The sequence below is a fragment of the Microbispora sp. NPDC004025 genome (assembly GCF_053604425.1).
Genome location: NZ_JBSGHN010000004.1, coordinates 132,506 through 153,968 on the forward strand (window position 1 = coordinate 132,506; position 21,463 = coordinate 153,968).

General features: G+C 68.6%; 24 protein-coding genes and 1 tRNA gene. 21 read left to right on the plus strand and 4 right to left on the minus strand.

Features of this window, described 5'->3' with window-relative positions:
• The first annotated feature begins 40 nt into the window (after positions 1–40).
• Positions 41–373 (plus strand): divalent-cation tolerance protein CutA, encoded by a 333-nt coding sequence (gene cutA, locus ACWEQG_RS12460; protein ID WP_452284158.1) that lies wholly within the window; start codon positions 41–43, stop codon positions 371–373.
• On the opposite strand, the gene ACWEQG_RS12465 is transcribed toward cutA, so the two are convergent.
• On the minus strand, positions 339–1,799 hold the full coding sequence (locus tag ACWEQG_RS12465; protein WP_452284160.1) for a helix-turn-helix domain-containing protein: 1,461 nt from the start codon (positions 1,797–1,799) through the stop codon (positions 339–341). The genes cutA and ACWEQG_RS12465 overlap by 35 nt on opposite strands.
• Positions 1,800–2,133: 334 nt before the next feature.
• Between ACWEQG_RS12465 and ACWEQG_RS12470 the strand changes: the two genes are divergently transcribed.
• The 10 genes from ACWEQG_RS12470 to ACWEQG_RS12515 all read left to right on the plus strand — a co-directional run bounded on the left by ACWEQG_RS12470 (position 2,134) and on the right by ACWEQG_RS12515 (position 9,308).
• Positions 2,134–2,475, plus strand: coding sequence for a hypothetical protein (locus ACWEQG_RS12470; RefSeq protein ID WP_452284162.1), 342 nt, complete (start codon positions 2,134–2,136; stop codon positions 2,473–2,475).
• Positions 2,472–2,765 (plus strand): hypothetical protein, encoded by a 294-nt coding sequence (locus ACWEQG_RS12475; RefSeq protein WP_142651341.1) that lies wholly within the window; start codon positions 2,472–2,474, stop codon positions 2,763–2,765. Before ACWEQG_RS12470 ends, ACWEQG_RS12475 begins: the two co-directional genes overlap by 4 nt.
• Before the next feature lie 115 nt (positions 2,766–2,880).
• A complete protein-coding gene (locus ACWEQG_RS12480) occupies positions 2,881–3,612 on the plus strand; it encodes a UTRA domain-containing protein (RefSeq protein WP_432869250.1) in 732 nt (243 codons plus the stop codon).
• 121 nt (positions 3,613–3,733) lie between these two features.
• On the plus strand, positions 3,734–4,150 hold the full coding sequence (locus ACWEQG_RS12485) for a plasmid replication, integration and excision activator (protein ID WP_452284164.1): 417 nt from the start codon (positions 3,734–3,736) through the stop codon (positions 4,148–4,150).
• Positions 4,147–4,449, plus strand: a complete 303-nt coding sequence (locus ACWEQG_RS12490) for a hypothetical protein (RefSeq protein WP_452284166.1) — start codon at positions 4,147–4,149, stop codon at positions 4,447–4,449. The genes ACWEQG_RS12485 and ACWEQG_RS12490 overlap by 4 nt, the downstream gene beginning before the upstream one ends.
• Before the next feature lie 87 nt (positions 4,450–4,536).
• A complete protein-coding gene (locus ACWEQG_RS12495) occupies positions 4,537–5,958 on the plus strand; it encodes an FtsK/SpoIIIE domain-containing protein (protein WP_452284168.1) in 1,422 nt (473 codons plus the stop codon).
• Positions 5,955–6,146, plus strand: a complete 192-nt coding sequence (locus ACWEQG_RS12500; protein ID WP_452284170.1) for a hypothetical protein — start codon at positions 5,955–5,957, stop codon at positions 6,144–6,146. The genes ACWEQG_RS12495 and ACWEQG_RS12500 overlap by 4 nt, the downstream gene beginning before the upstream one ends.
• Positions 6,143–7,759, plus strand: a complete 1,617-nt coding sequence (locus ACWEQG_RS12505) for a replication initiator (protein WP_452284172.1) — start codon at positions 6,143–6,145, stop codon at positions 7,757–7,759. Before ACWEQG_RS12500 ends, ACWEQG_RS12505 begins: the two co-directional genes overlap by 4 nt.
• Positions 7,756–7,947, plus strand: a complete 192-nt coding sequence (locus tag ACWEQG_RS12510; RefSeq protein ID WP_452284174.1) for a helix-turn-helix transcriptional regulator — start codon at positions 7,756–7,758, stop codon at positions 7,945–7,947. Before ACWEQG_RS12505 ends, ACWEQG_RS12510 begins: the two co-directional genes overlap by 4 nt.
• On the plus strand, positions 7,944–9,308 hold the full coding sequence (locus ACWEQG_RS12515) for a tyrosine-type recombinase/integrase (RefSeq protein ID WP_452284176.1): 1,365 nt from the start codon (positions 7,944–7,946) through the stop codon (positions 9,306–9,308). Before ACWEQG_RS12510 ends, ACWEQG_RS12515 begins: the two co-directional genes overlap by 4 nt.
• 858 nt (positions 9,309–10,166) lie before the next feature.
• On the opposite strand, the gene ACWEQG_RS12520 is transcribed toward ACWEQG_RS12515, so the two are convergent.
• Entirely contained in the window at positions 10,167–10,643 is a 477-nt protein-coding gene (locus ACWEQG_RS12520) for an NUDIX hydrolase (protein WP_452284178.1), read from the minus strand.
• Positions 10,644–10,901: 258 nt separating this feature from the next.
• A tRNA-Tyr gene (locus ACWEQG_RS12525) sits at positions 10,902–10,986 on the minus strand.
• A 145-nt stretch (positions 10,987–11,131) separates the two neighbouring features.
• Between ACWEQG_RS12525 and ACWEQG_RS12530 the strand changes: the two genes are divergently transcribed.
• From ACWEQG_RS12530 to ACWEQG_RS12575, 10 genes are all read left to right on the plus strand, one after another.
• Positions 11,132–11,611 carry a GNAT family N-acetyltransferase gene (locus ACWEQG_RS12530; RefSeq protein WP_452284180.1) on the plus strand — a complete coding sequence of 160 codons (480 nt, stop codon included), beginning with the start codon at positions 11,132–11,134 and terminating at the stop codon, positions 11,609–11,611.
• A gap of 54 nt (positions 11,612–11,665) precedes the next feature.
• On the plus strand, positions 11,666–12,157 hold the full coding sequence (locus ACWEQG_RS12535) for a YajQ family cyclic di-GMP-binding protein (protein WP_346224900.1): 492 nt from the start codon (positions 11,666–11,668) through the stop codon (positions 12,155–12,157).
• A gap of 161 nt (positions 12,158–12,318) precedes the next feature.
• Positions 12,319–14,868 (plus strand): MFS transporter, encoded by a 2,550-nt coding sequence (locus tag ACWEQG_RS12540; protein WP_452284182.1) that lies wholly within the window; start codon positions 12,319–12,321, stop codon positions 14,866–14,868.
• Complete coding sequence (locus ACWEQG_RS12545; RefSeq protein ID WP_452284184.1) at positions 14,865–15,686, plus strand: YceI family protein; 822 nt, start codon at positions 14,865–14,867, stop codon at positions 15,684–15,686. The genes ACWEQG_RS12540 and ACWEQG_RS12545 overlap by 4 nt, the downstream gene beginning before the upstream one ends.
• Positions 15,687–15,721: 35 nt before the next feature.
• Positions 15,722–16,204 carry a MarR family winged helix-turn-helix transcriptional regulator gene (locus ACWEQG_RS12550; RefSeq protein ID WP_363470544.1) on the plus strand — a complete coding sequence of 161 codons (483 nt, stop codon included), beginning with the start codon at positions 15,722–15,724 and terminating at the stop codon, positions 16,202–16,204.
• Positions 16,205–16,314: 110 nt separating this feature from the next.
• Positions 16,315–17,220, plus strand: coding sequence for an ABC transporter substrate-binding protein (locus ACWEQG_RS12555; protein WP_452284186.1), 906 nt, complete (start codon positions 16,315–16,317; stop codon positions 17,218–17,220).
• The gene (locus ACWEQG_RS12560) at positions 17,217–18,056 is read left to right on the plus strand and encodes an amino acid ABC transporter permease (protein ID WP_452284188.1); all 840 of its coding nucleotides are present in this window, start codon (positions 17,217–17,219) and stop codon (positions 18,054–18,056) included. The genes ACWEQG_RS12555 and ACWEQG_RS12560 overlap by 4 nt, the downstream gene beginning before the upstream one ends.
• Complete coding sequence (locus ACWEQG_RS12565; RefSeq protein WP_363470552.1) at positions 18,053–18,793, plus strand: amino acid ABC transporter ATP-binding protein; 741 nt, start codon at positions 18,053–18,055, stop codon at positions 18,791–18,793. Before ACWEQG_RS12560 ends, ACWEQG_RS12565 begins: the two co-directional genes overlap by 4 nt.
• A gap of 158 nt (positions 18,794–18,951) precedes the next feature.
• Entirely contained in the window at positions 18,952–19,980 is a 1,029-nt protein-coding gene (locus ACWEQG_RS12570; RefSeq protein ID WP_452284190.1) for a hypothetical protein, read from the plus strand.
• A 19-nt stretch (positions 19,981–19,999) separates the two neighbouring features.
• A complete protein-coding gene (locus ACWEQG_RS12575; RefSeq protein ID WP_452284192.1) occupies positions 20,000–20,575 on the plus strand; it encodes a pyridoxamine 5'-phosphate oxidase family protein in 576 nt (191 codons plus the stop codon).
• Between the two features lie 15 nt (positions 20,576–20,590).
• Here the strand turns inward: ACWEQG_RS12575 and ACWEQG_RS12580 are convergent, their stop codons facing one another.
• Positions 20,591–21,439 carry a M48 family metalloprotease gene (locus tag ACWEQG_RS12580; RefSeq protein ID WP_452284195.1) on the minus strand — a complete coding sequence of 283 codons (849 nt, stop codon included), beginning with the start codon at positions 21,437–21,439 and terminating at the stop codon, positions 20,591–20,593.
• Positions 21,440–21,463: the final 24 nt, after the last annotated feature.

Sequence of the window (21,463 nt, forward strand, 5' to 3'; positions counted from 1 at the left end):
AGCTCCGTCCAGCCATCGGGTTTGATCGCAAGGAGACCGGATGTCGCACCACGTCGAGGCTCGTGTCACTGCTACTGACAGGGATGAGGCTGACCGGATCGCGTCGGCCGTCGTGGCTCGGCGTCTGGCGGCCTGTGCTCAGGTAGTTGCGCCCATCTCCTCTACTTACTGGTGGGCCGGTGAGGTTCAGCAGGCTGAGGAGTGGCTGTTGCTCATGAAAACGACCGCTGATCGCTTCGAGGACCTTGCGGCCTGCGTGCGTGAGCTGCACTCGTACGAGGTGCCCGAGATCATCGCGGTGCCGATCGTGCAGGGGACGCCGGATTACCTGGAGTGGATCAGGCGGGAGACGGCCCCAGAGCGCGACGAGTAGCGCGGATGTCGCCGAGTAGTTCACGGGCGGCATGGTCGGGCCGGGCTGCGAGCGCCTTCTCCACCTTGGCGAGGTGTTGCACGCCCCAGGTGGATTCGGTGCGCTGGGCTGCTTCGAGGGCGCGGCGGGCGTAGGCGACTCCCTCGGTCACGTCGCCGATCTGGAGCTGTGCCTGTGCGATGTCGGCGTAGACAACCGACACGCGCTTTTGGTCCTCGTCCTGGCCGAGAGCGGCAAGGGCGGCTTGGCCGGCCTCTGTCACGTGCTGCTCGTCGCCGAGCCGTACATAGGTCGAGAGCTGGAAGGCGGCCATGCGTCCGGCGTCGAGAAAGCGGGTCCATGCGCGCTCGCGGTGGGGCCGGGCTCGGGTGTGGGCTTCCTCCGCTCGCTGCAACAGTTCGACGGCCTGGCCGTCGCCGAGTCCGGCCAGTTCTTCGGCTTCGCGGGCAAGCAACCATGCGCGGGTCGCGTCGTCGCCTTCGGCCGGGAGGAACTGCTGGGCGTGTCGGATGTGCTCGACAGCCTCGGGGCCGCTGACAGCGTACGACCGGTAGGCGTACGTGCATGCCTGGATGACGCGGTGCCCACTCTCCTCGGCGGCCAGGGCGGCGACGCGCTCGAATGAGGCCGACTGCGCGGGCTGCTTGAGGTCCCAGGCGATCCAGGATGCCAGCGTTGCGGCTTCGCCGGCTGTTGCCGCCAGGCGGCGCCGATAGCGCTCGGGCGGGCCGCTTTGGAGCAGGGTGCTCAGCTCGTTGATGTGCGTCGTGAGCCCTTGGTAGATGGTTCGGGCGGGCATGACGTATTCGAGCCGGTGGAAGCCGATGGTGCGCGCTTCGAGTCGTTCGATGGTGTCGTCGTCGAGCATCTGCGGTCCCTTCAGCGCACGGGAAAGGCGTTCCCAGGGGTCCGCGATGGAGGCCGCGGTTTCGGCGGTCATGCCGGCCGCGAGGAGCAGCATCGTTCGTCGGTCCATCCGAGAGTCCAGCCTTCCCACTACCCAGGCCAGCGTCAGAAGGTCGACATCCCATAGGTCGTCGGTCGGACGCGGGCCGATCACCACGCCTTCGACGCTAAGGAGCTGACTCGCTGGCATCCCATCCCGAGAAGGGATAGCGCGACGGGATGAGGCGGTCTCGATGATCTGGGTACGGCCGGACGAGTGGGGGGCGAGTCCGAGAGCGAGCCGGGCTGGGTCGGGCATGCGCAGCCCTTCGGCGATCCGCTCGAACACGTCAAGCGCTGTGACCTGCGCGCTTCCGCGCATGATCTCGCTGACCTTGCCCTGGCTGAGGTTCACGGCAATGCCGATGCGAGTCTGACTCACGCCCGCGTATTGCCTGATAAGCCGGAAAACCTGCCCGATGTTCCGTTTCTTCAGGGCGTCGAGCATTTCAGGGCGCTGCCAGAGGTCGGGCGGGATCATGACCGGTTCCGCCGCTTCTGCGGGCATAAGGCGCTTCCCCTTGCGTCTGCTTGACTGCCTGTATTTCCAAGCTTCCGGGTTGGGGTTAACCCGTCAAGGGATATCGGCATGCCCGGCCGGAATATCGGCGCGGGATGGGTTGAGCGACCTGCAATTACGACCCTTGCCCCATGGTTACGGAGACGGAGAGGTGCGGGGCCTGCCGGGGGAAGGGCTGGCGGCTCGTTCGGCGGGCGTCGGCGGATGCTGAGTACCGGCTTAACGGCGTGATCGTGGAGCTGTCCACGGTCGAGTGTTTCGAGTGCTCGGGCTCGGGCCGTAGGGCGGTGGCGTCATGAGCGCCGATCGGCTCGTGGCGGGCCGTCGCCCCCTGGCCGTTACCGCTGCCCAATGTGCCGAGCGGCTGCGTGTGGAGCTGGAGCAGTACGGCGTGGCCGCCGACGTCCACGAGGGGTACGGACTGGCGCTGGTGTCGGTCTGGGTCGAGCTGGTCGTGTGGACCGATGGCCGCTGGTTCCGCTGGCGCTCGGGCCGTACCTCGACCAGCGGGCGGCCCGTCTACGCCTTCGGCCCGGCCTCCGACGTCGTCACCGCCGCGCGCCGGGTGGCTCACCGGTACGGGCAACTGCGCCAGCAGTACCCCCGTCCGCCGTACCTGGCGGGGAATGCCTCGTGAACGACCTCGACGAGCCGGACCGCCTGCACAGCGCACACGTCCCCATCCGCCGGGGATACTTCCGCAAACTGGAGTGGTGGAAGCCCACACCTGCGCAGCGGGTCCTGGTCCTGGCCTGGACGTGTGACTGTCAGGCCAGGTTCTACGAACTGTGCCAGTCCGGCGGGCTGGCCTACATCCGCCGTACCGTCCAGAAGGACGAAGAACCGGAGATCGCCGAGACTCACCGGTGGTCGGTCCGGCAGGGCTGGGCGACCTGGTTCGACCTGCTGACGGGTGAGGTCCGTTAGGAGCGGCAGTTCGCTGCCCTTGGGTTACGGGCTCCTGTCGGCAATGGGCCTTCGCGCGACACACCTGCACTGCTAGCCTGCATGGCTAGACAGGCATGTTGAATGCGGGGCTCTGATGTCATTTGAATACACTCCTCCCAAGTACGCCCAACTGATCGCCGAGCTTGAACGGCGCATCGAATCAGGCGAATATCCGCCCGGCTCACCGCTGCCGAGCGAACACCAACTCATGGCCGAATTCGGCATGGCGCGGCCCACGGTGGTCAAGGCGCTGGGCGTGCTCCGAGATCAGGGGTGGATCGTCACCCATCAGGGCAAGGGCCGATTCGTACGCGGCCGTCCCGCCATCGCCTCCGGGCGGCAGGTCCGCACGGGCCGGGAGCTGCTCGACCGTAAAGAGATCCAGGTCGGAAGCTCGCTGCTGTCGGCCGGGCCGGTGCCGGCCCCCAACCGCATCGCGGCCTACCTCGACATCACGCCCAAGTCGCCGGTCGTCCTCCGCAAGACCCTCGTCACCCGCGACGACGAAGCGTCTGAGATCTCCTCCACCTGGGTGCCAGCCGATGTGGCCGAAGGTAGCCCGCTGACAGAGGCCGACGACCTCAAGCAGGGCGTACGGCGCTACGTCGAAGCCGCGGCCGGTGTCGAGCTGGACCACATCGTCGAGCACGTGACCGCACGCAACCCCACTCAGGAGGAGCGCGACCTCCTCGGCGTCAAGACCTCGGCCGCGTTACTGGCCGTCTATGCCGTTGCCTGCGACGCGACCGGCAAGCCCTGGGCCGTCGTGGAGACAGTGCTTCCCGGCGATCGTCACGAGCTTGAGGACGCCTACCCGATTAGGTAATCCAACTTTCCCGCCTGAACCCACTTGGACTGCTTGACTAGCCAAGTGGGTTCAGTGCTTAATGGAGAAGCAACTTGGTCAGTCAAGGTGGCTGGCCGGACAAGAAGGGAGGGCGGTAATCATGGCGCTACAGGGACCCATTCCGATCGGCTTCGGCCAGATCTTCCCGTACGGCTGCTACGCCGTGGGCGAGGTCGAGCCGGTCAAGGACTTCGAGGCGTCGAGCAACGGCCGGTTCGTCCAGGCGCGGGACAAGCAGACGGGCGAACTCGTCTGGCAGATCCCCGTGATGGACGCCGACCCGTCGCTCAAGGCCGCGCAGAAGACCGTGGCCGTCAAGATCCTCGCTCCGGTGCAGCCGGTGCCCCCGGCCCCGGTTGCGGGCCTGCCGTTCACGCCGGTCGAGTTCGACGGGCTGACCGTGACCCCCTACGTCAACGGGTCCGGACGGCTCGCCTACTCCATCCGGGCTCGGGAGATGCGCGCTCCTCGCACTCACGCCAAGGCGGCCGGCAACGGCAAGGAGGTGGCGGCGTGACCGGGCGGCCGTACACGCACCTGTCGATGTCGATCGACCCCGGCGAGCGTCCCCGCATCGGCATCTCGTTCTACGCCTCGATCACTCGGGCGCGGGCTCGGGTGCTGGAGTCCGGGAGGCCATACCTGGTCCTGGAGTCCGACGAGGCGGACGTAACCGTCTCGACCACCGGGGCCGGGCCGGTCACCGCCGAAGACCTCGACATCGCGCGGGAGATCTTCAACGCCGCCGCGCGGTACCTGGCCGACTGCGAGCGCATGCACGCCGAACACGCCCAGGCCATCGAATCGGCGGCCTGACGACAAGGACGGGGCCGCTGGAACTGGCATTCCAGCGGCCCCCGGGATCTCTCACACACGCCAATGCCTGAGAGGACACCAAGCCTAATGTTCAAGAAACTCCCCGGCGACGAGGCACGCAACCTCGTCTCCACCACACCGGACACCGCCGTGGTCTTCCGCCCGGCCGTCATGCAGACCCCCGCCATCGTCACCCTGGTTATCTGGCTGTCGCGGCTCGTCGCGGGCCTAGTCCGCCTCGTGGTGCGGCATCCGGTCGCGGTGGCCGTGCCGGTCGGCCTCGGGGTGATCTGGACCCTGTACGGCTGGCGCCTGGCCCTGGTCATGGCCGGATTCCTGCCCTCGGCGGGCCTGTCGTGGCTGCTGCTGGATCGGGCCTCGTTCCTGCGCCTGGTCGGCTGGCCCCTGCTGGCCTGGTGGCGGCTGGTGGCCGTGTACCGGCGGCACTGGCAACCCGTGATGGTCGTCTCCGGCCTCGGGCGGCACATCCGGGGACGCGACTACCTGCCCCGCCTGATCCGGGTGGAGTGCGACGGCTGGGCCGACCGCGTCAGCGTGAAGATGCTCAACGGCCAAGCCGTCACCGACTGGGCCGACCGCATCGAGCACCTGGCCCACGGCTTCGGCGCACCCTCCTGCCGGGTGGCCGTCGCTCGGGCCGGGCGGCTCGTGCTCACCTTCCCCCGGCGTGACCCCCTCGCCGAACCCCTGCCCGCGCTTTCGATCCCTGACGAGGCGTCGGTGGGGCCGGTCGAGATCGGCCGATGCGAGGACGGCACGCCGCTGCGGCTCAAGGTGCACGGCACACACGTCCTCATCGCGGGCGCGACCGGGGCCGGTAAGGGCTCCTACCTGTGGTCGACAATCCGCGGTCTCCTCCCGGCGATGCGGGCTGGGCTGGTGCAGGTCTGGGCGCTCGATCCCAAGCGGATGGAACTGTCCTTCGGCCGGGCACTGTTCGGCAGTCGGTACGCCGCTGATCCGAAGGAGTGCGCCGACCTGCTCGACGAGGCGGTCTCGGTGATGCAGGAGCGGGCCGACCGGTTCGCCGGCCTCCAGCGTTCCCACACGCCGACCTTGGCGGATCCGTTCGTTCTGGTGCTCGTGGACGAGGTGGCGTTCCTGACCGCCTACCAGCCCGACAAGGGCCTCCGTCAGCGGATTACGGCGGCCCTGGCCACCCTGACCACGCAAGGGCGGGCGGTCGGTGTCGGGGTCATGGCGGCCTTGCAGGATCCGCGTAAGGAGGTCATGAACATCCGCAACCTGTTCCCCGACAAGATCGCCCTCCGGCTCGATGAGTCGGAGCAGGTGGACATGGTCCTCGGCGACGGCGCACGGGACCGGGGCGCACTGGCCGACCACATCTCACCGGTCCCCAAGCTGGGTGCGGGCGTCGGCTACGTCCGGCTCGAAACCAGTCCTGATCCGGTGCGCGTGCGGGCCGCGTACGTCTCCGACGCCGACATCTCCGCGATGGTCGCCGAGTTCGCGGGGGAGGGCCGATGATGCGCCTTGCCCACATCCTCGACGGCCTGCGCTGCTCGGGCTGCGGCGCGCTCGATGTGCTCTGGCTCGACCCGGTGCGCGGCATCGTCGAGTGCCACGAGTGCGGAGAGAAAGCCTCCGTCATGGTCGACGGCCTCGGCCCGGCCGACCTCCTCGACCCCGTCGCCGCGTGGGACGGTGACCGGTGACCAACCCGCACGACCGCTCCACACCCCGCGCCGTCCGGATGGCTCAACCATTGGCGCGCGACGTGGTCGAGGAGATCGCCAAGCAGTACGGGGTGTGCATCCGCCCAGTGCCGCTGCGGCGGCAGGACATCCTCACCGGTCAGGTTGAGGTCATCGACGTGCCGTGCGGGGCCACGTTGGAGAGCAAGTGCCCGCCGTGTGCCAAGCGGAACCGGCAGCTTCGGCGGGCGCAGTGCCGGGAGGGCTGGCACCTGGAAGCCGAGCCCGCGAACCTTCCGGACAACGCCGACGACTATCAGCGTCACCTCGTGAAGCTGCGGGCCGACGCCCAAGCCTGGCGGGACGAGGTCGAAAAAGCCGGCGGCGACACCACCGACCTGGACGCCGCCATCGAGGACCTGGACGAGGAGATCAACGCCGCCGGGATGCGCGGCAACGTCCTCGGCCGCACCTCCGGAAAGCGCTCGCGCTCGACCAAGCGGCGGCAGGACGCGCCGGATCTGCCCAAGCGGCAGATGACCAAGACCACGCTCGGGCGGACCTTCACCGGCTCGGACGGCAAGGTCTACCGGCCGTCGATGTTCGTCACGCTCACGCTCCCGTCCTACGGGCGGGTGCTGGAGGGTGCGCCCCTCGACCCGGACACCTACGACTACGCGCGGGCGGCGCGGGACGCGCTGCACTTCTCCAAGCTCGTCGACCGCTTCGTGCAGAACCTCCGCCGCGTCGCCGGATACGACGTGCAGTACTTCGCCACCGTCGAACCTCAGAAGCGGCTCGCACCGCATCTGCACATGGCGATCCGCGGCACGCTGCCCCGTGCGGAGCTGCGGCAGATCATCACCGCGACCTACCACCAAGTGTGGTGGCCCTCCACGGACACCGTCCGTTTCGAGGGTGACCACCTGCCGGTCTGGGAGGACGGGGCCGGCTACCTCGACCCCAACACCGGGGAACTGCTGCCGACCTGGGAACAGGCCCTCGACCGGCTCGACCAGGACGACGAGGCCGAACCCCTGCACGTGCTCCGCTTCGGCGACCAGCTCGACATACAAAGCGTGCTCGCCGGAACACCGGACGCCGACCAGCTCATCCAATACCTGTCCAAGTACCTCACCAAGTCCCTCGGCGACGCGCTCGGCACCGACGACCCGCGCCGGAAGGTTCACGCCGAACGGCTGCTGGAGGCGCTGCGGTTCGAGCCGTGCTCGCCGACCTGCCCGAACTGGCTGCGGTACGGAGTGCAGCCCAAGGGCGCCAAACCAGGGATGGCCCCGGGCCGGTGCAAGGGCAAGGCGCACAAGCCCGACCACCTCGGCTACGCAGGCCGCCGCGTCCTCGTCTCGCGCAAGTGGTCCAACAAGACCCTCACGGAGCACAAACAGGACCGGCGTACCTGGGTCCTGGAAGCCCTCGGCCTGCATGACGAGCCGGTCGACCCCCACCGCTACATCTGGCGGCCCGTCAAGCCGGGAGATCCCGACCTCGCCCCGATCGGCGTACGGCTCCTGCGCTCGGTCCATGAACGGCAGCGCTGGCGTAACCACCTGGCCCGGCTCGAAGCCGAGGCAGACGGCCAAGATCTTTCGGCAACTGAAGGGAGGGCGGCATGAAGAAGGACGACAAGCTGATGACAGTCCCCGAAATCCTCGACGCGCTCGGCGGCATCTCCCGCCGGACCTTCTACCGCTGGCGCGAGATCGGCAAGGCCCCCGAGGGCTTCAAGCTCCCCAACGGCGAGATCCGCATCTACCGCAGCGAGTTCACCGCATGGCTTGAGAGCCTCCGGGAGGCTGCGTGAATACCTCGTATGACGTGAAGTTCTGGGCGATCACTCGGAACGAGTCGAGCAAGACCCCGTCGTACGTCGTCCGCTGGAAGGTCGGCGGTCGGCAGAAGTCGAAGACGTTCAGGACCAAGGCTCTCGCCGAGAATTTCCTGTCCGACCTTCGGCAGGCCGCCAAGCGTGGTGAGCCGTTCGACGTGGAGACGGGCCTTCCCCTGTCGATGCTCCAGGCCAAGAGCGCCCGCACCGTCTTCGACTTCGTCCGGGCCTACATCGAGATGAAGTGGCCTCACGCGGCAGCCAAAAGCCGTGACAGCATGTCCGACGCGCTCGCCACGGCACTTCCGGCGCTGGTGAAGGAACGCCCCGGCTGTCCCGACGCCGAGACGCTGCGGACAGCGCTGCGGAAGTACGCACTCCTACCGGAGGGCAAGCGGCCTGACGCTCCCCCGGCCATGGCTCGGGCCATTCGGTGGTTGGAAGGGGCCTCGCTCGACCTGACCGACCTCGGCGAAACGAAGACGGTACGGCTGGCGCTTGACGCGCTCGCACTTCGCCTCGACGGCAAGGCGGCCAGCGCCAACACGGTTAGGCGTAAGCGGGCCGTCCTGCACGCGGTCTTGGAGTACGCGGTGGAGCTGGAAGAGTTGTCGGCAAATCCGCTGCACCGGATCAAGTGGAAGCCTCCCAAGACGACGGAGACTGTCGACCCTCGGGTCGTGGTCAACCCCCGGCAGGCTCAGGAGCTGCTGACCGCGGTGACCTATGTCGGCAAGCGGGGACGTGGCCGGCGGCTCATGGCCCTGTTCGCCTGCATGTATTACGCGGCCCTTCGCCCCGGTGAGGCCGTCGCCCTGCGCAAGGATGACTGCCACCTTCCGAAGCATGGATGGGGGCGCATTCTCGTCGATGTGTCCCGGCCCGAAGTCAACACTCAGTGGACGGACACCGGCGATGCACATGAGGAACGCGGGCTCAAGCATCGCGGCCGGGACGACGTGCGGCCCGTTCCCATCCCGCCGACCCTGGTCAACATTATTCGGCAACACATTGAGGAGTACGGCCTGAGCGCGGACGGGCGGCTCTTCCAGAGTGAACGCGGTGGAGTGGTCGCGTCGACGGCCTACACGGAGGTGTGGCAGGAAGCCCGCAAGCTCGCCTTCACACCGCCCCAGGTCGCCTCTCCCCTGGTTCGTCGGCCGTACGACCTCCGGCACGCGGCCGTCTCCCTGTGGCTCAACGCGGGCGTCCCGGCCCCCGACGTAGCTGAGCGGGCTGGGCACAGCGTTGACGTCCTCCTACGGGTCTACGCGAAGTGCCTCGACGGCCAACAGGAGATCGCCAACCGGAGAATTGACGACGCCCTGGCAGCGTGACCGCCAAAACCTGGTCGCCAACTTCGGCTGATTTTGTCAGCCTCTCCCGCTACCAGCAGAACAGCGATCCGCGTGAACGGCTATGGCGTGCCTCCGCTCCTTGGTAATGGAACGGAGGCACGCTGCCACATCTACCGTGAGCGCCGGACTCTCCAGGAGCGAGTGCAGGCCCCACAGCCGAGGGCACGGTCGATGTACTCGTCCGTGTCGATTCGGTGGACCTCAAGCACCGCGTAGGACGCGCATCTCGGGCAGAGCTCATCCGGCCACTTCGGATCAAGGAGAAAGATTTTGTCCATTTCCCGGTAGCACCTACAACCCGGGCGACACTTACCCGGGCGACGCTTGCACCGTCCTCCACGCATGGCACTTCCCTCCGTTCTCTCCGTCGACATAACGGCATTCGGAGAGCCGGGCACCGCTGCTCCGGGGCGGAACAGTCGCTCAAGCGGGCGGATCTCGTGATTGTCGGAGACTTCTCCCCGACCCCCTTTCTCGCGACGATCGTGCCATAAGGGAAGGGCCTCTGACTAGACCTCAACGAAAAGTAATACCGTTCTTACGCCGCAGAGAGACGGCCATCTAGCGCGTAAATCCAGGAAAGCTACCTTCATTTAGCGCGTAAAGCCAGGGAGAGGCATTCTCCAACGCGTGAAACAACTTGCGGAGATAAACACAACGTGTGGGATAAACATCAGCGAGGGTGGCTTCATGAGGCGACCGAGGGTAGAGGGCGGGTCACGGCACAAGCGTGACCAGGTCTCCAAGGCTCACCAAGCACAGCCGACTTCCGTTGGTCCCCCGACAGCAGGCAACGCCCTCGGCGACATCGCAACCCAGGCCATGGAGCCCTGCTGCTCAGCCAATATGCGGCGTGTTCCTACCGGTCAGGTGATGCCTGATACGCAGAGCCATCGAGCGGTCCATCGGCAGGACCTGGACCCGGTCCCGGGGCACCCAGCGAACCTCTGTCGACTCGCTGCTCGGGGTGGGCTTGCCGGCTACGGCGCGGGCGGTGAGCACGATGGAGAACTCCTGCCGAGCCTCGCCGTTGCTGGTGTAGAGGATCACGTGCCTGGGATCGGTATAGATGCCGACCAGGCCCGTGATCTCGCACAGCACTCCGGTCTCTTCGAGAGACTCCCGTACCGCGGCTTGCGGGAGGGACTCACCGAGGTCGATCGCACCGCCGGGGACGGCCCAGTTGCCGTTGTCACTTTGGCGGATCATGAGGATGTCGCCGGCCTCGTTGGTGACGACGACGTTGACGGACGGCACGAGGCTGTTCGGAGCGGGGGCGTCGGGGTCGTCGTAGAAGTCGATCCGTCGCGCCATGGTCACGACACTACCGATGCGGGAACTCTCCCGCCCTGCAAGCCTGTCCAGGAAGGGGCTGATCGCGCCCCCATCGGCTCATGCGTAAGCCTGGCGCATGACTGCTGCGAAACAGCCTGCGCGACCTGCGGAGACGCCGCCAAGATCATTGCGCGTATATTGCGCAACCCCCGACAGACGGCCGCTCAGGGCGGCCTACGGCTGCATAGGCCCGGAAAGCAGAAGAGGCCCCGGAGGGCCTCTGAGCTGCTGTTCTGCTGGTGGCAGGTCCAGGGTTCGAACCTGGGTAGGCTGAGCCGACGGTTTTACAGACCGCTCCCTTTGGCCACTCGGGCAACCTGCCTTGTCTTCCGCTCGCTGCGGCGACAGGTAGAAGAATAGCGGACTTCCCGGGTGCACGTGACATGGGTTCCGGCGCGGCCCCCTCGCATGATCATCCGCCGGAAAACCGGGAGCGGGCGCGGCAGGCGGGCGGCCATAGTGGGACGGTGATCAGACAGGCTGAGCCGGCGGATCTCGCGGCCCTGGCGAAGATCGAGACAGCGGCGGACGGGATGTTCGTGCCGCTCGGCATCGTCTTCCCGCCGGGCACCACGGTGATCGAAGGGTGCGACGATCCCGGGCGTGTGATCGTGGCGGGCCGGCCGCCGGTGGGGTTCGCCCTGGTCGGGATGGTCGACGGGCTGACCCACCTCGAACAGATCGCCGTACATCCCGATCACGGCAACCGTGGGATCGGGACCCGGCTCCTCGACGCCGTCTGCGCGGCGGCCACTCGGGCCGGTACCGCCGCGGTGACGCTGACGACGTTCCGGGACGTGCCGTGGAACGCCCCCTGGTACGCCCGGCGCGGCTTCCACGTCGTACGACCTGACGAGTGGGGGCCGGAACTCACCGGGCTCGTCGAGCACGAACGGTCCCTCGGCATAGAGGTGGCGCCCCGCGTCGTCATGAGGAAGGACCTCTGATCACATCGGCGCCCACTAATCTCGAAGGGCAACGGAGAGAGGACACGGACACCGATGGCCGACAGCAGTTTCGACGTGGTGAGCAAGATCGACCGGCAGGAGGTCGACAACGCCCTGAACCAGACGGTCAAGGAGGTCGGGCACCGCTTCGACTTCAAGGGCACCGGCGCGAGCATCTCCTGGTCGGGGCAGAAGGACATCGAGATCAAGGCGAACAGCGAGGAGCGGGCCAACGCCGTGCTCGACGTCTTCAAGGACAAGGTCGTCAAGCGCAACCTGTCCCTCAAGATCCTGGACGCGGGCGAGCCGAAGCTGTCCGGCAAGGAGTACCGCCTGATGGTGTCCCTCAAGGAGGGCATCGACCAGGAGAACGCCAAGAAGATCTCCAAGCTGATCCGGGACGAGGGCCCGAAGGGCGTGAAGGCGCAGATCCAGGGTGAGGAACTCCGGGTCAGCTCCAAGAAGAAGGACGACCTCCAGGAGGTGATCTCCCTGCTCAAGGGCAAGGACCTGGACATCGCCCTTCAGTTCGTCAACTACCGGTGATACGCCTCACACCTGACACACGATCAAGGCCCTGACCTGCGGGTTCAGGGCCTTTGTCGGCTTTGGCCACCCCCGCGCCATGACCATTTGGTTGCCCGAAGCAACGATCATTATATGATTGCTTAGGGAAACTAAGTTTGATCGCACGGGGAAGGACTTCGATGGCGAATCCGATGACCAAGGAGACGCCGCCAGGAACGGCGGCCCCGGGAATGACGCACCGGGAGATCCTGGAGGCGCTCTCGGGGCTGCTGCTCGGAATGTTCGTCGCGATCCTGTCGTCGACCGTCGTGGCGAACGCGCTTCCCACCATCATGGTGGAGCTGAAGGCGGACGAGACGACCTACACCTGGGTGATCACCGCGACCCTGCTCGCGGCGACGGTCTCGACGCCGATCTGGGGCAAGCTGGCCGACCTGACGAGCAAGAAGGTGCTCATCCAGATCGGCCTGACCGTGTACGTGATCGGGTCCATCATCGCCGGCCTGTCGCAGAACCCCACGATGCTGATCTCGGCGCGGGTGGTGCAGGGCCTGGGCGTCGGCGGCCTCACCGCGCTCTCCCAGGTCATCATGGCGGCGATGATCCCGCCGCGCGAGCGGGGGCGCTACTCGGGCTACCTGGGGGCGGTGTTCGCGGTCGCCACGATCGGCGGCCCGCTGATCGGCGGCCTCATCGTGGACACCGACTGGCTCGGCTGGCGCTGGTGCTTCTACGTCGGCGTGCCGTTCGCGATCATCTCGCTCATCGTGCTGCAGAAGACCCTGCACCTGCCCGTGGTCAAGCGCGAGGTGCGCATCGACTGGGGCGGCGCCATCCTCATCGCCGCCTCGGTCTCGCTGCTGCTGATCTGGGTGTCCTTCGCGGGCAACAAGTACGACTGGCTGTCGTGGCAGACCGGCGCGATGGTCGGCGGGGCCGTCGTCCTCGCGGCGCTGTTCCTCCTGGTCGAGACGAAGGCCAGTGAGCCCATCGTCCCGCTGCGCCTGTTCCGGATGCGGACGGTCAGCCTCTCCGTGGTCGCCAGCGTGCTGGTCGGCGTGGCCATGTTCGGCGCGACGACCTTCCTCAGCCAGTACTTCCAGCTCGCCCGTGGTGAGACGCCCACGGTGGCCGGCCTCATGACGCTGCCGATGATCCTCGGCCTGGCGCTCTCCTCGACTATTTCCGGGCAGATCATCACGCGCAGCGGCCGCTGGAAGGTCTTCCTGGTCTCCGGCACGTTCTTCCTCACCGCCGGCTTCGCGCTCATGGGCACGCTGCGGTACGACACCGACTACTGGATCGTGGCCGTCTTCATGTTCCTCGTCGGCGTGGGCGTGGGCATGAGCCAGCAGAACCTCGTGCTCGCCGTGCAGAACGAGGTGCGGGCGGAGGACCTCGGCGCGGGCAGCTCGGTGGTCGCGTTCTTCCGGTCCCTCGGCGGCGCGATCGGCGTGTCGGCGCTGGGCGCCGTGATGGTCCACCGCGTCAAGAACTACCTGGAGGAGGGCCTGTCGGCGCTGGGCGTCAGCGGGACCGGGGGCGACAGCGGCGCGATCCCCGACCTCGCCGCGATGCCCGCCCCGATCCGCGCCGTCGTCGAGAGCGCGTACGGCCACGGCGTCGGCGACCTGTTCCTCTACGCCGCGCCGGCCGCCTTCCTCGCGCTGATCGCCGTGCTGTTCATCAAGGAGATCCCGCTGCGGACCAGCGCGATCAGCGTCCGCGCCGACGCGCGGGAACCCGACGAGACCCTCACCCCCGAGATCTCCCACCAGCGCAACGGCGCCGCGCCCGGACGTCACGCGCAGCGCGACAGGCAGCGGCCGATCACGACCGGCGCCGAGGTCGCCTCGCCGAACGGTCACGCCCTCACGCAACCCCTGAACGCGCAGCCCCTGAACGCGCAGGTCCTCACCGCCACGCAGGCCCAGCCGTACGCCGCCGTCGCCACGGAGACGCACGGCCCGGACGGCGTGGAGATCCGCGGGTTCGTCAAGGGCCAGGACGGCGTGCCCGTGGGCCGCGCCACGCTCACGCTGATCGATGTACGCGGCCACCAGCTCGGCCGTACGGTCACCCGGGACGACGGGGGCTACGCGCTCCAGACGCCGGGCGGCGGGACGTACGTGCTGATCGCGTCGGCGGGCGACCGGGAGCCGCAGGTCGCGACACTGGTCGTGGGCGACCAGCCGGTGGACTTCGACATGGTGCTCGCGGCCTCGGGCCGGCTCGTCGGCACCGTACGCGGGACGGACGGTGCGCCGGTCGCCGAGGCGGTGGTCGTCGTGACCGACGTGCGCGGCGAGGTCGTGGCCACGAGCGCGACCGACGCCGAGGGCGGCTTCACCTTCTCCGGCATCGTGGCCGGCACCTACACGCTCACGGTCAGCGGCGCGGCGTACCGCCCGGCCGCCGTCCCCGTCGAGGTGCTGGGCACCGGCCAGACCCGGCACGACGTCGTGCTGCTGCCCGGCGCACGGGTGCGGGGCACGGTCCGCGTCAAGGACGGCGTGCCGCTGGCCGACGCCAGGGTCACGCTGCTCGACGCCGCGGGCAACGTGGTGGGCGTGGCGACCACCGCCGAGGACGGCGAGTACGCCTTCACCGACCTCACCGGCGGGCAGTACACCATCGTCGCCAGCGGCTACCCGCCCGTGGCGAGCACGCTGAATCTGGGCGGCCAGGGCGACGAGCCGTACGACGTGTGGCTGGGACACGAGCGATGAGCGTCTCGGAGACGGTCCCCGGGGGGCTGCACGCCATGGTCCTCAGCAAGGACGGCTGGGCCGTCCAGCACGCGGTCGTCACGGTGACGGACACGACCGGCCGCCAGGTGGCGCGGGCGGAGGCGGACGCCGACGGGCAGGTCGCCACCGCCCCGCTGCGGCCGGGCGTGTACACGGTGGTCGCGACCGCGATCGGGTACGCGCCGGCCGCGTCCACCGCGATCGCGACCGCCTCGGGCGCCGCCGAGGCCGGCACGCTGGTGCTGGCCCGGCAGGGCGGCACCGAGCTCCCGCCGCCCGGCGTGTGGATGATCGACGTCGAACACTCGAAGATCTCGGCCACGGCCCGACATCTCGGTCTCAGCAGCGTGCAGGGGCGGTTCACCGAGTTCTCCGGCCGGATCGACATGGGCGCCACGCCGGAGGAGTCGTCCGTGGTCGCCGAGATCGTCGCCGAATCCATCGACACGGGCAGCCGGATGCGCGATGATCACCTGCGGTCCGCGGACTTCCTCGACGTCCCGGTGCACCCGGTGATCACCTACCGGAGCACCGGGCTGTCGCCGGCGGGCCCGGACCGGTGGACGGTACACGGCGTGCTGACGCTTAGCGGCGTCAGCCGCCCTGTCGATCTCGACATGACGTACCTGGGCACCGGCCCGGACCTGTGGGGCGGGCTGCGGGCGGCCTTCCACGCGGTCACCGAGTTGCGCCGCGAGGACTTCGCGATGACCTACAACCAGGTCGTCCAGGCCGGGATCTCGCTGATCGGCGCGACACTGAAGGTAGAGCTGGACATCCAGGCGGTGCGCGGCTGAACGCCCTGCCCACCGCAGGCGGAAGGAGGCAGGCCATGACGCAGGCGGAGATCGCTCCCCGACCGCCGACGGCCGGCGAGCGCGAGGCGTACTGCGCGGTCGAGCGGCAGCTCGCCATCCTGCTCCGGCGCGCCAAGGCGTTCTCCGCCGGCATGGGGCGCAAGGTGCATCCCGAGCTCGACCCCGGCGCGTACGGCCTGCTGGTCCGCATCGACCAGAGCTCGCCGATGCGGTCCAGCGACCTGGCCGCCTACCTCCGGGTCGGCCGGGCGACGATCAGCCGCCAGCTCAAGGTGCTGGAGGAGCTGGGGCTGATCAGCCGGAGTCCCGACCCGGAGGACGGCCGGGCCCACCTGCTGGCCCTCACGCCCGAGGGCCGCAAACGGCTCGACGACGCGCGGGCCGCCCGCGAGGGCCAATTGCGCACGCTGCTGGCCGCCTGGCCGGAGGAGGACGTGCGGCTGCTCGCGCGGATGCTCGAACGGTTCAACGTGCTCACGGAAGGCCTGAATCCCTGACACCAGGTTTCACAGACGTTACTGGCTCCGACCCATGCGGTGGCCAATCCGTCATAAGGGGCGCTTAAACTGCGCCTCAGACGTTTTCGCACCACAGCAAGGAGGCCGGTGTGGCTCCCTGGTCCACCTATCGGAAAGCGGCGAGCATCGGCGCGGCGGTGCTGGCGACGGCGCTCGCCGTGTCCGCCTGCGGGAGCGACTCCGCCGATTCGGGCACGGCGACGGCCTCGGCCGCCCCGGGCGGCGTCGCCCTCGTGAACGCCGGAAAGATCACGACCTGCACGAACATCCCGTACGAGCCGTTCCAGTTCAACCAGGGCGACAAGGTCGTCGGGTTCGACGTGGACATCGTCGACCTGGTCGCCAAGAAGCTGGGCGTGACCCAGGACATCGTCGACATCGACTTCGCGGCGATCAAGAGCGGCGCCGCCCTGAACGCCCGCAAGTGCGACGTGGCCGCCGCCGGTATGACGATCACGCCGGAGCGGCAGCAGAACCTGCTCTTCTCCGAGCCGTACTTCGACGCCACCCAGGCGCTGATGGCCAAGAAGGGCAGCGGGATCACCTCGCTGGACGACGTCAAGGCCAAGAACCTCAAGCTGGGCGCGCAGGCGTCCACGACCGGCCTCGACTACGTCAAGAAGCAGGGCTTCGAGCCGATCGAGTTCGCCGACTCGCCCAAGGAGCTGCTCGGCCTGCAGACCGGCCAGGCGGACGTGATCGTGCAGGACCTCCCGGTCGTGCTGACCTGGCTGAAGAAGGGCGACGTCGGCGACAAGTTCGAGCACGTCGCGAGCCTCGACACCGGTGAGCAGTACGGCATCGGCATGAAGAAGGACAACGAGGCGCTCAAGAAGGTCGTCGACGAGGTCATCGCCGCCGCGAAGTCCGACGGCACCTACAACGAGATCTACAAGAAGTGGTTCGGCACCGAGCCCGGCGCCACGGCCGGTGACGGTTCGGGCGCCGAGAGCCCGGCTGAGACCGGAACCGAGTCGCCCGCCGCCGGATCATGAGTGCTGTGAGCGAACAGCAGGACGCCGCCGCCGCTGAGCCCCGCAAGGGGCTCAGCCCGCGCAAGAAGCAGCGCATCAGCCGGGGTGTCCAGTACGCCGTGCTGGTGGTGATCGTCGGCGTCCTGGCCGCCCTGGCCGACTGGGCAGCGATCCGCCAGTCGTTCTTCAACCTCGACGTCGCCCGTCAGGGCCTGCCCGACCTGTTCACGGTGGCGCTGCGCAACACCGTCATCTACACGGTGTCGGGCTTCGTCCTCGGGTTCGTCCTGGGTCTGGTGCTGGCCCTGATGCGGCTGTCCTCGGTCGCGCCGTACCGGTGGCTGTCGGCGGTCTACATCGAGATCTTCCGCGGTCTGCCGATGCTGCTCATCTTCCTGCTGATCGGCAGCCTGCCGCTGGCGTTCCCCGGCTTCGAACTGCCCGGCGGAGTGTACGGCAGCGCCGCGCTGGGGCTCGGCGTCGTCTCGGCGGCGTACATGGCGGAGAACTTCCGGGCGGGCATCCAGGCGGTGCCGAAGGGGCAGATGGAGGCGGCGCGTTCGCTCGGCATGCCGCACATGCGGGCGATGATCTCGATCGTCATCCCGCAGGCCATCCGGATCGTGCTGCCGCCGCTCACCAACCAGCTCGTCACGCTGCTGAAGGACTCCTCGCTCGTGCTGATCCTCGGCGTCACGGCCGCGCAGGTCGAGCTGGCGAAGTTCGGCAACGACCAGTCCTCCACCCACGCCAACCCCACGCCGATCCTCGCGACCGGCCTGACGTACCTGCTGATCACGATCCCCCTCGGGTACGTCGCGAGGCGGCTGGAAGCACGTCAGGGAGCGCACCGATGAGCGCCGTCGAGATCAGGAACCTGCACAAGTCGTTCGGCAGCCTGGAAGTGCTGCGCGGCATCGACTTCACGGTCGAGAGCGGCCAGGTCGTCTGCGTCATCGGGCCGTCCGGTTCGGGCAAGTCGACGCTGCTGCGGTGCGTGAACCTGCTGGAGCAGCCCACCTCGGGTCAGGTGATCGTGAACGGCGTCGACCTGACCGATCCGGACGTGGACATCGACGCCGCCCGGCGGCACATCGGCATGGTGTTCCAGCAGTTCAACCTGTTCCCGCACCTGACCGTGCGGCGCAACGTCACGATCGCGCAGGAGCGGGTGCTCAAGCGGCGCAAGGACGAGTGCGAGCGCGTCGCCCGGGAGAACCTGGAGAAGGTCGGTCTCATCGAGAAGATCGACGCCTACCCGCCCCAGCTGTCGGGCGGCCAGCAGCAGCGGGTGGCGATCGCCCGCGCGCTCGCCATGAACCCCTCGCTGATGCTGTTCGACGAGCCGACCTCGGCGCTCGACCCCGAGCTGGTCGGCGACGTGCTGTCGGTCATGCGGCAGCTCGCGGAGGACGGCATGACGATGCTGGTCGTCACCCACGAGATGGGATTCGCCCGCGAGGTCGCCGACCGCGTGGTGTTCATGGACGGCGGCGTGATCGTCGAGGACGGGCCGCCCGAGCAGGTCATCGCGGACCCGCAGCACGAGCGGACCCGCGGATTCCTGAGCCGCGTGCTGCATCCCGGCGTCTGACGCGGACGACACGAGACGAGGCGGGGCCGTCGCGGGCGCCCGCCTCGTCTCGTCTCCGTGCCCGCCTCGTCTCCGCGCCCGGCCCCGTCGTGGCCCATTCGTGACAGAACCTTCCGTCGTCGCACCGCATCTATCCAGGCGAGACGAAAGGCACTCCGATGAGACAGCCCGCGATCCTCGCCCTCTCGGCGGCGGCCACCATGGCGCTGACCACCCTCGCCGGCGCCGCACAGGCGGAGGCGCGTACGGGAGCCGCCTCCGCCACGGCGGCCTCCGCGTCCCCCGTCCGGTACGCCTGGCTGAAGTCCTGCCACAAGAAGGACAACTACTACCCCTGCGGCTCGTGGCACCTGCTGCTCCGCGACGGCCGTGACAGCGTGCTCAAGGACGCCGCGGTGTTCCCCCGCACGGCCAAGGGGAAGATCGACAAGCAGTCCCACGCGCCTGTCTCAGTGAGCGGCGACGGGCGGCACGTGTCGTACTTCCGGCAGAAGGACGGCATGCTCGTCGTCCGCGACGTCACCACGAACAAGGTCCGCGTGCTCCCCCGCGCGGTGTCGAAGCCGCCCAAGGGCATCGGCACGGGCGACCTCGCCACGACCCTGTCACGGGACGGCGGCCTGCTCACGATCGACTACTACGACGAGAACGACAAGGCGCCGTCCCTCCTCGTGAACGTGCGTACGGGGAAGGTGCGCGAGATCCCGTCCCGCGACGCGATCCTGGGCTTCAGTCCCGACGGAAAGCACCTGCTCGTCACCCGGGGGACCGCCGAGAACACCAGCCGGTTCAGCGTCTACGACCAGGACGGGCGGCAGACGAACACCCAGGTCGTGCCGCAGGTGGTGGCCAACAACAGCCCGATGGCGCTCGCCGACGACGGCTCCTCCGTGGCGGTGCTGATCACCACCACCTCGGGCAGGCAGCGGCTGCGGGTGTACGACCTGTCGAACGACACCGTGGGCGAGGCCGTCGACGTCCGCGTGCCCAAGAACGAGTCGGCCAGGCGCCTGGAGTGGACGCCCGAGGGCGGTCTCACGCTCTGGGAGACCCTGGACTCGGCGAAGACCGGCGAGACGACCGGCGTCGTGGTCCGCGGCCTCGACCCCGGCACCGGCGCCGCCACCAAGCTGGACTCCTTCCGGGTGAAGTCCAGCCTGTGGACCTGGTGGTTGCCCGGCGAGTGACGCGGGTTATCGTCCGGTTATGGGCAAGATCTACGAAAAGCTCACCGACCGGCTGCGCGAGTTCGTCACCACGCAGCCGGTCTTCTTCGTCGCCACCGCTCCCGAGCGGGGCGGCCACGTCAACGTGTCCCCGAAGGGATATTCCGACACCTTCGCCGTCATCGACGACACGACGGTGGCCTACCTCGACCTCGACGGCAGCGGCGTGGAGACCATCGCCCACATCCGTGACAACGGCCGCGTCACGCTGATGTTCTGTGCCTTCGGCGGGCCACCGAAGATCGTCCGCCTGTTCGGCACCGGCCGCGTGGTGACCCCCGGGGACTCCGGCTTCGCCGACCTGCTCACGCTCTTCGGGCCGCATCCGGGGGTGCGCTCGGTCATCGTGGTGAGCTGCGACCGCATCGCCGACTCGTGCGGCTACTCGGTGCCCTTCATGGCGTACGAGCAGGACCGCACGCTGCTCGACGAGTGGGCGGGGCGCAAGGAGGTCCAGCAGCGGCGGGACTACCGCGCCAAGCACAATCGGGAGAGCATCGACGGGCTGCCCGCCCTCAGCCCCGCGGAGACCGACCCGGTCACCCAGCACTCCTGAACGGGGTTCGCCGCGTCACCGCCGATAGCCGGCCATCCGCTCAAGGCGGGCGATCCGCGCGGCGACCGGCGGATGCGTCGCGAACAACCTGCCGATGCGGGTGCCCCGAAACGGGTTGACGATCATCATGTGGCCGGCCGAGGCGAGCCTGCCGTTCTCCGGGAGCGGCAGCCTGCGGACCTCCATCTCGATCTTGCGCAGCGCGGAGGCGAGGGCCAGCGGGTCGCCCGTCAGCCGTACGCCGGCGTCGTCGGCCGCGAACTCCCGTGAGCGCGCGATCGCCACCTGGATCATCGTGGCCGCGACCGGCCCGAGGATCATCACCAGCACCGCGCCGAGGAACCCCGGACCCTCGTCGTCGTCGGAGCCGAAGAGCAGGCCCGCGTACCCGAAGTACGTGAGCATCGTGGCGAGCGCGCCCGTGACCGAGGAGATCAGGATGTCCCGGTTGTGGATGTGCGACAGCTCGTGGCCGAGCACGCCCTTGAGTTCGCGTTCGTCCAGCAGCCCGAGGAGGCCGTGTGTGACGCACACCGTCCCGTCACGCGGGTTGCGGCCGGTCGCGAACGCGTTGGGCTGCATGGTCGGGGACACGTACAGGCGGGGCATCGGCCCCCGGGCCTCGGTGCACAGCTCGCGGACGACGCGGTAGAGGACCGGCTGCTCCACCTCGGCCACGGGCCGGGCCCGCATGGCCGACAGCGCGATCCTGTCGGCGCAGAAGTAGGCGACGCCGCTGACCACGAGCGCGGCCACGACGGCGATCCGTGCGCCCGTGCCACCCCCCAGCCAGGCCCCGGCCACCAGGAGCGACGCGGACAGCGCCCCCAGCAGAGCCGCGGTGCGCAGGCGGTTGTGGTGCACGCCTCCTCCTCACGGCTCGGTGCG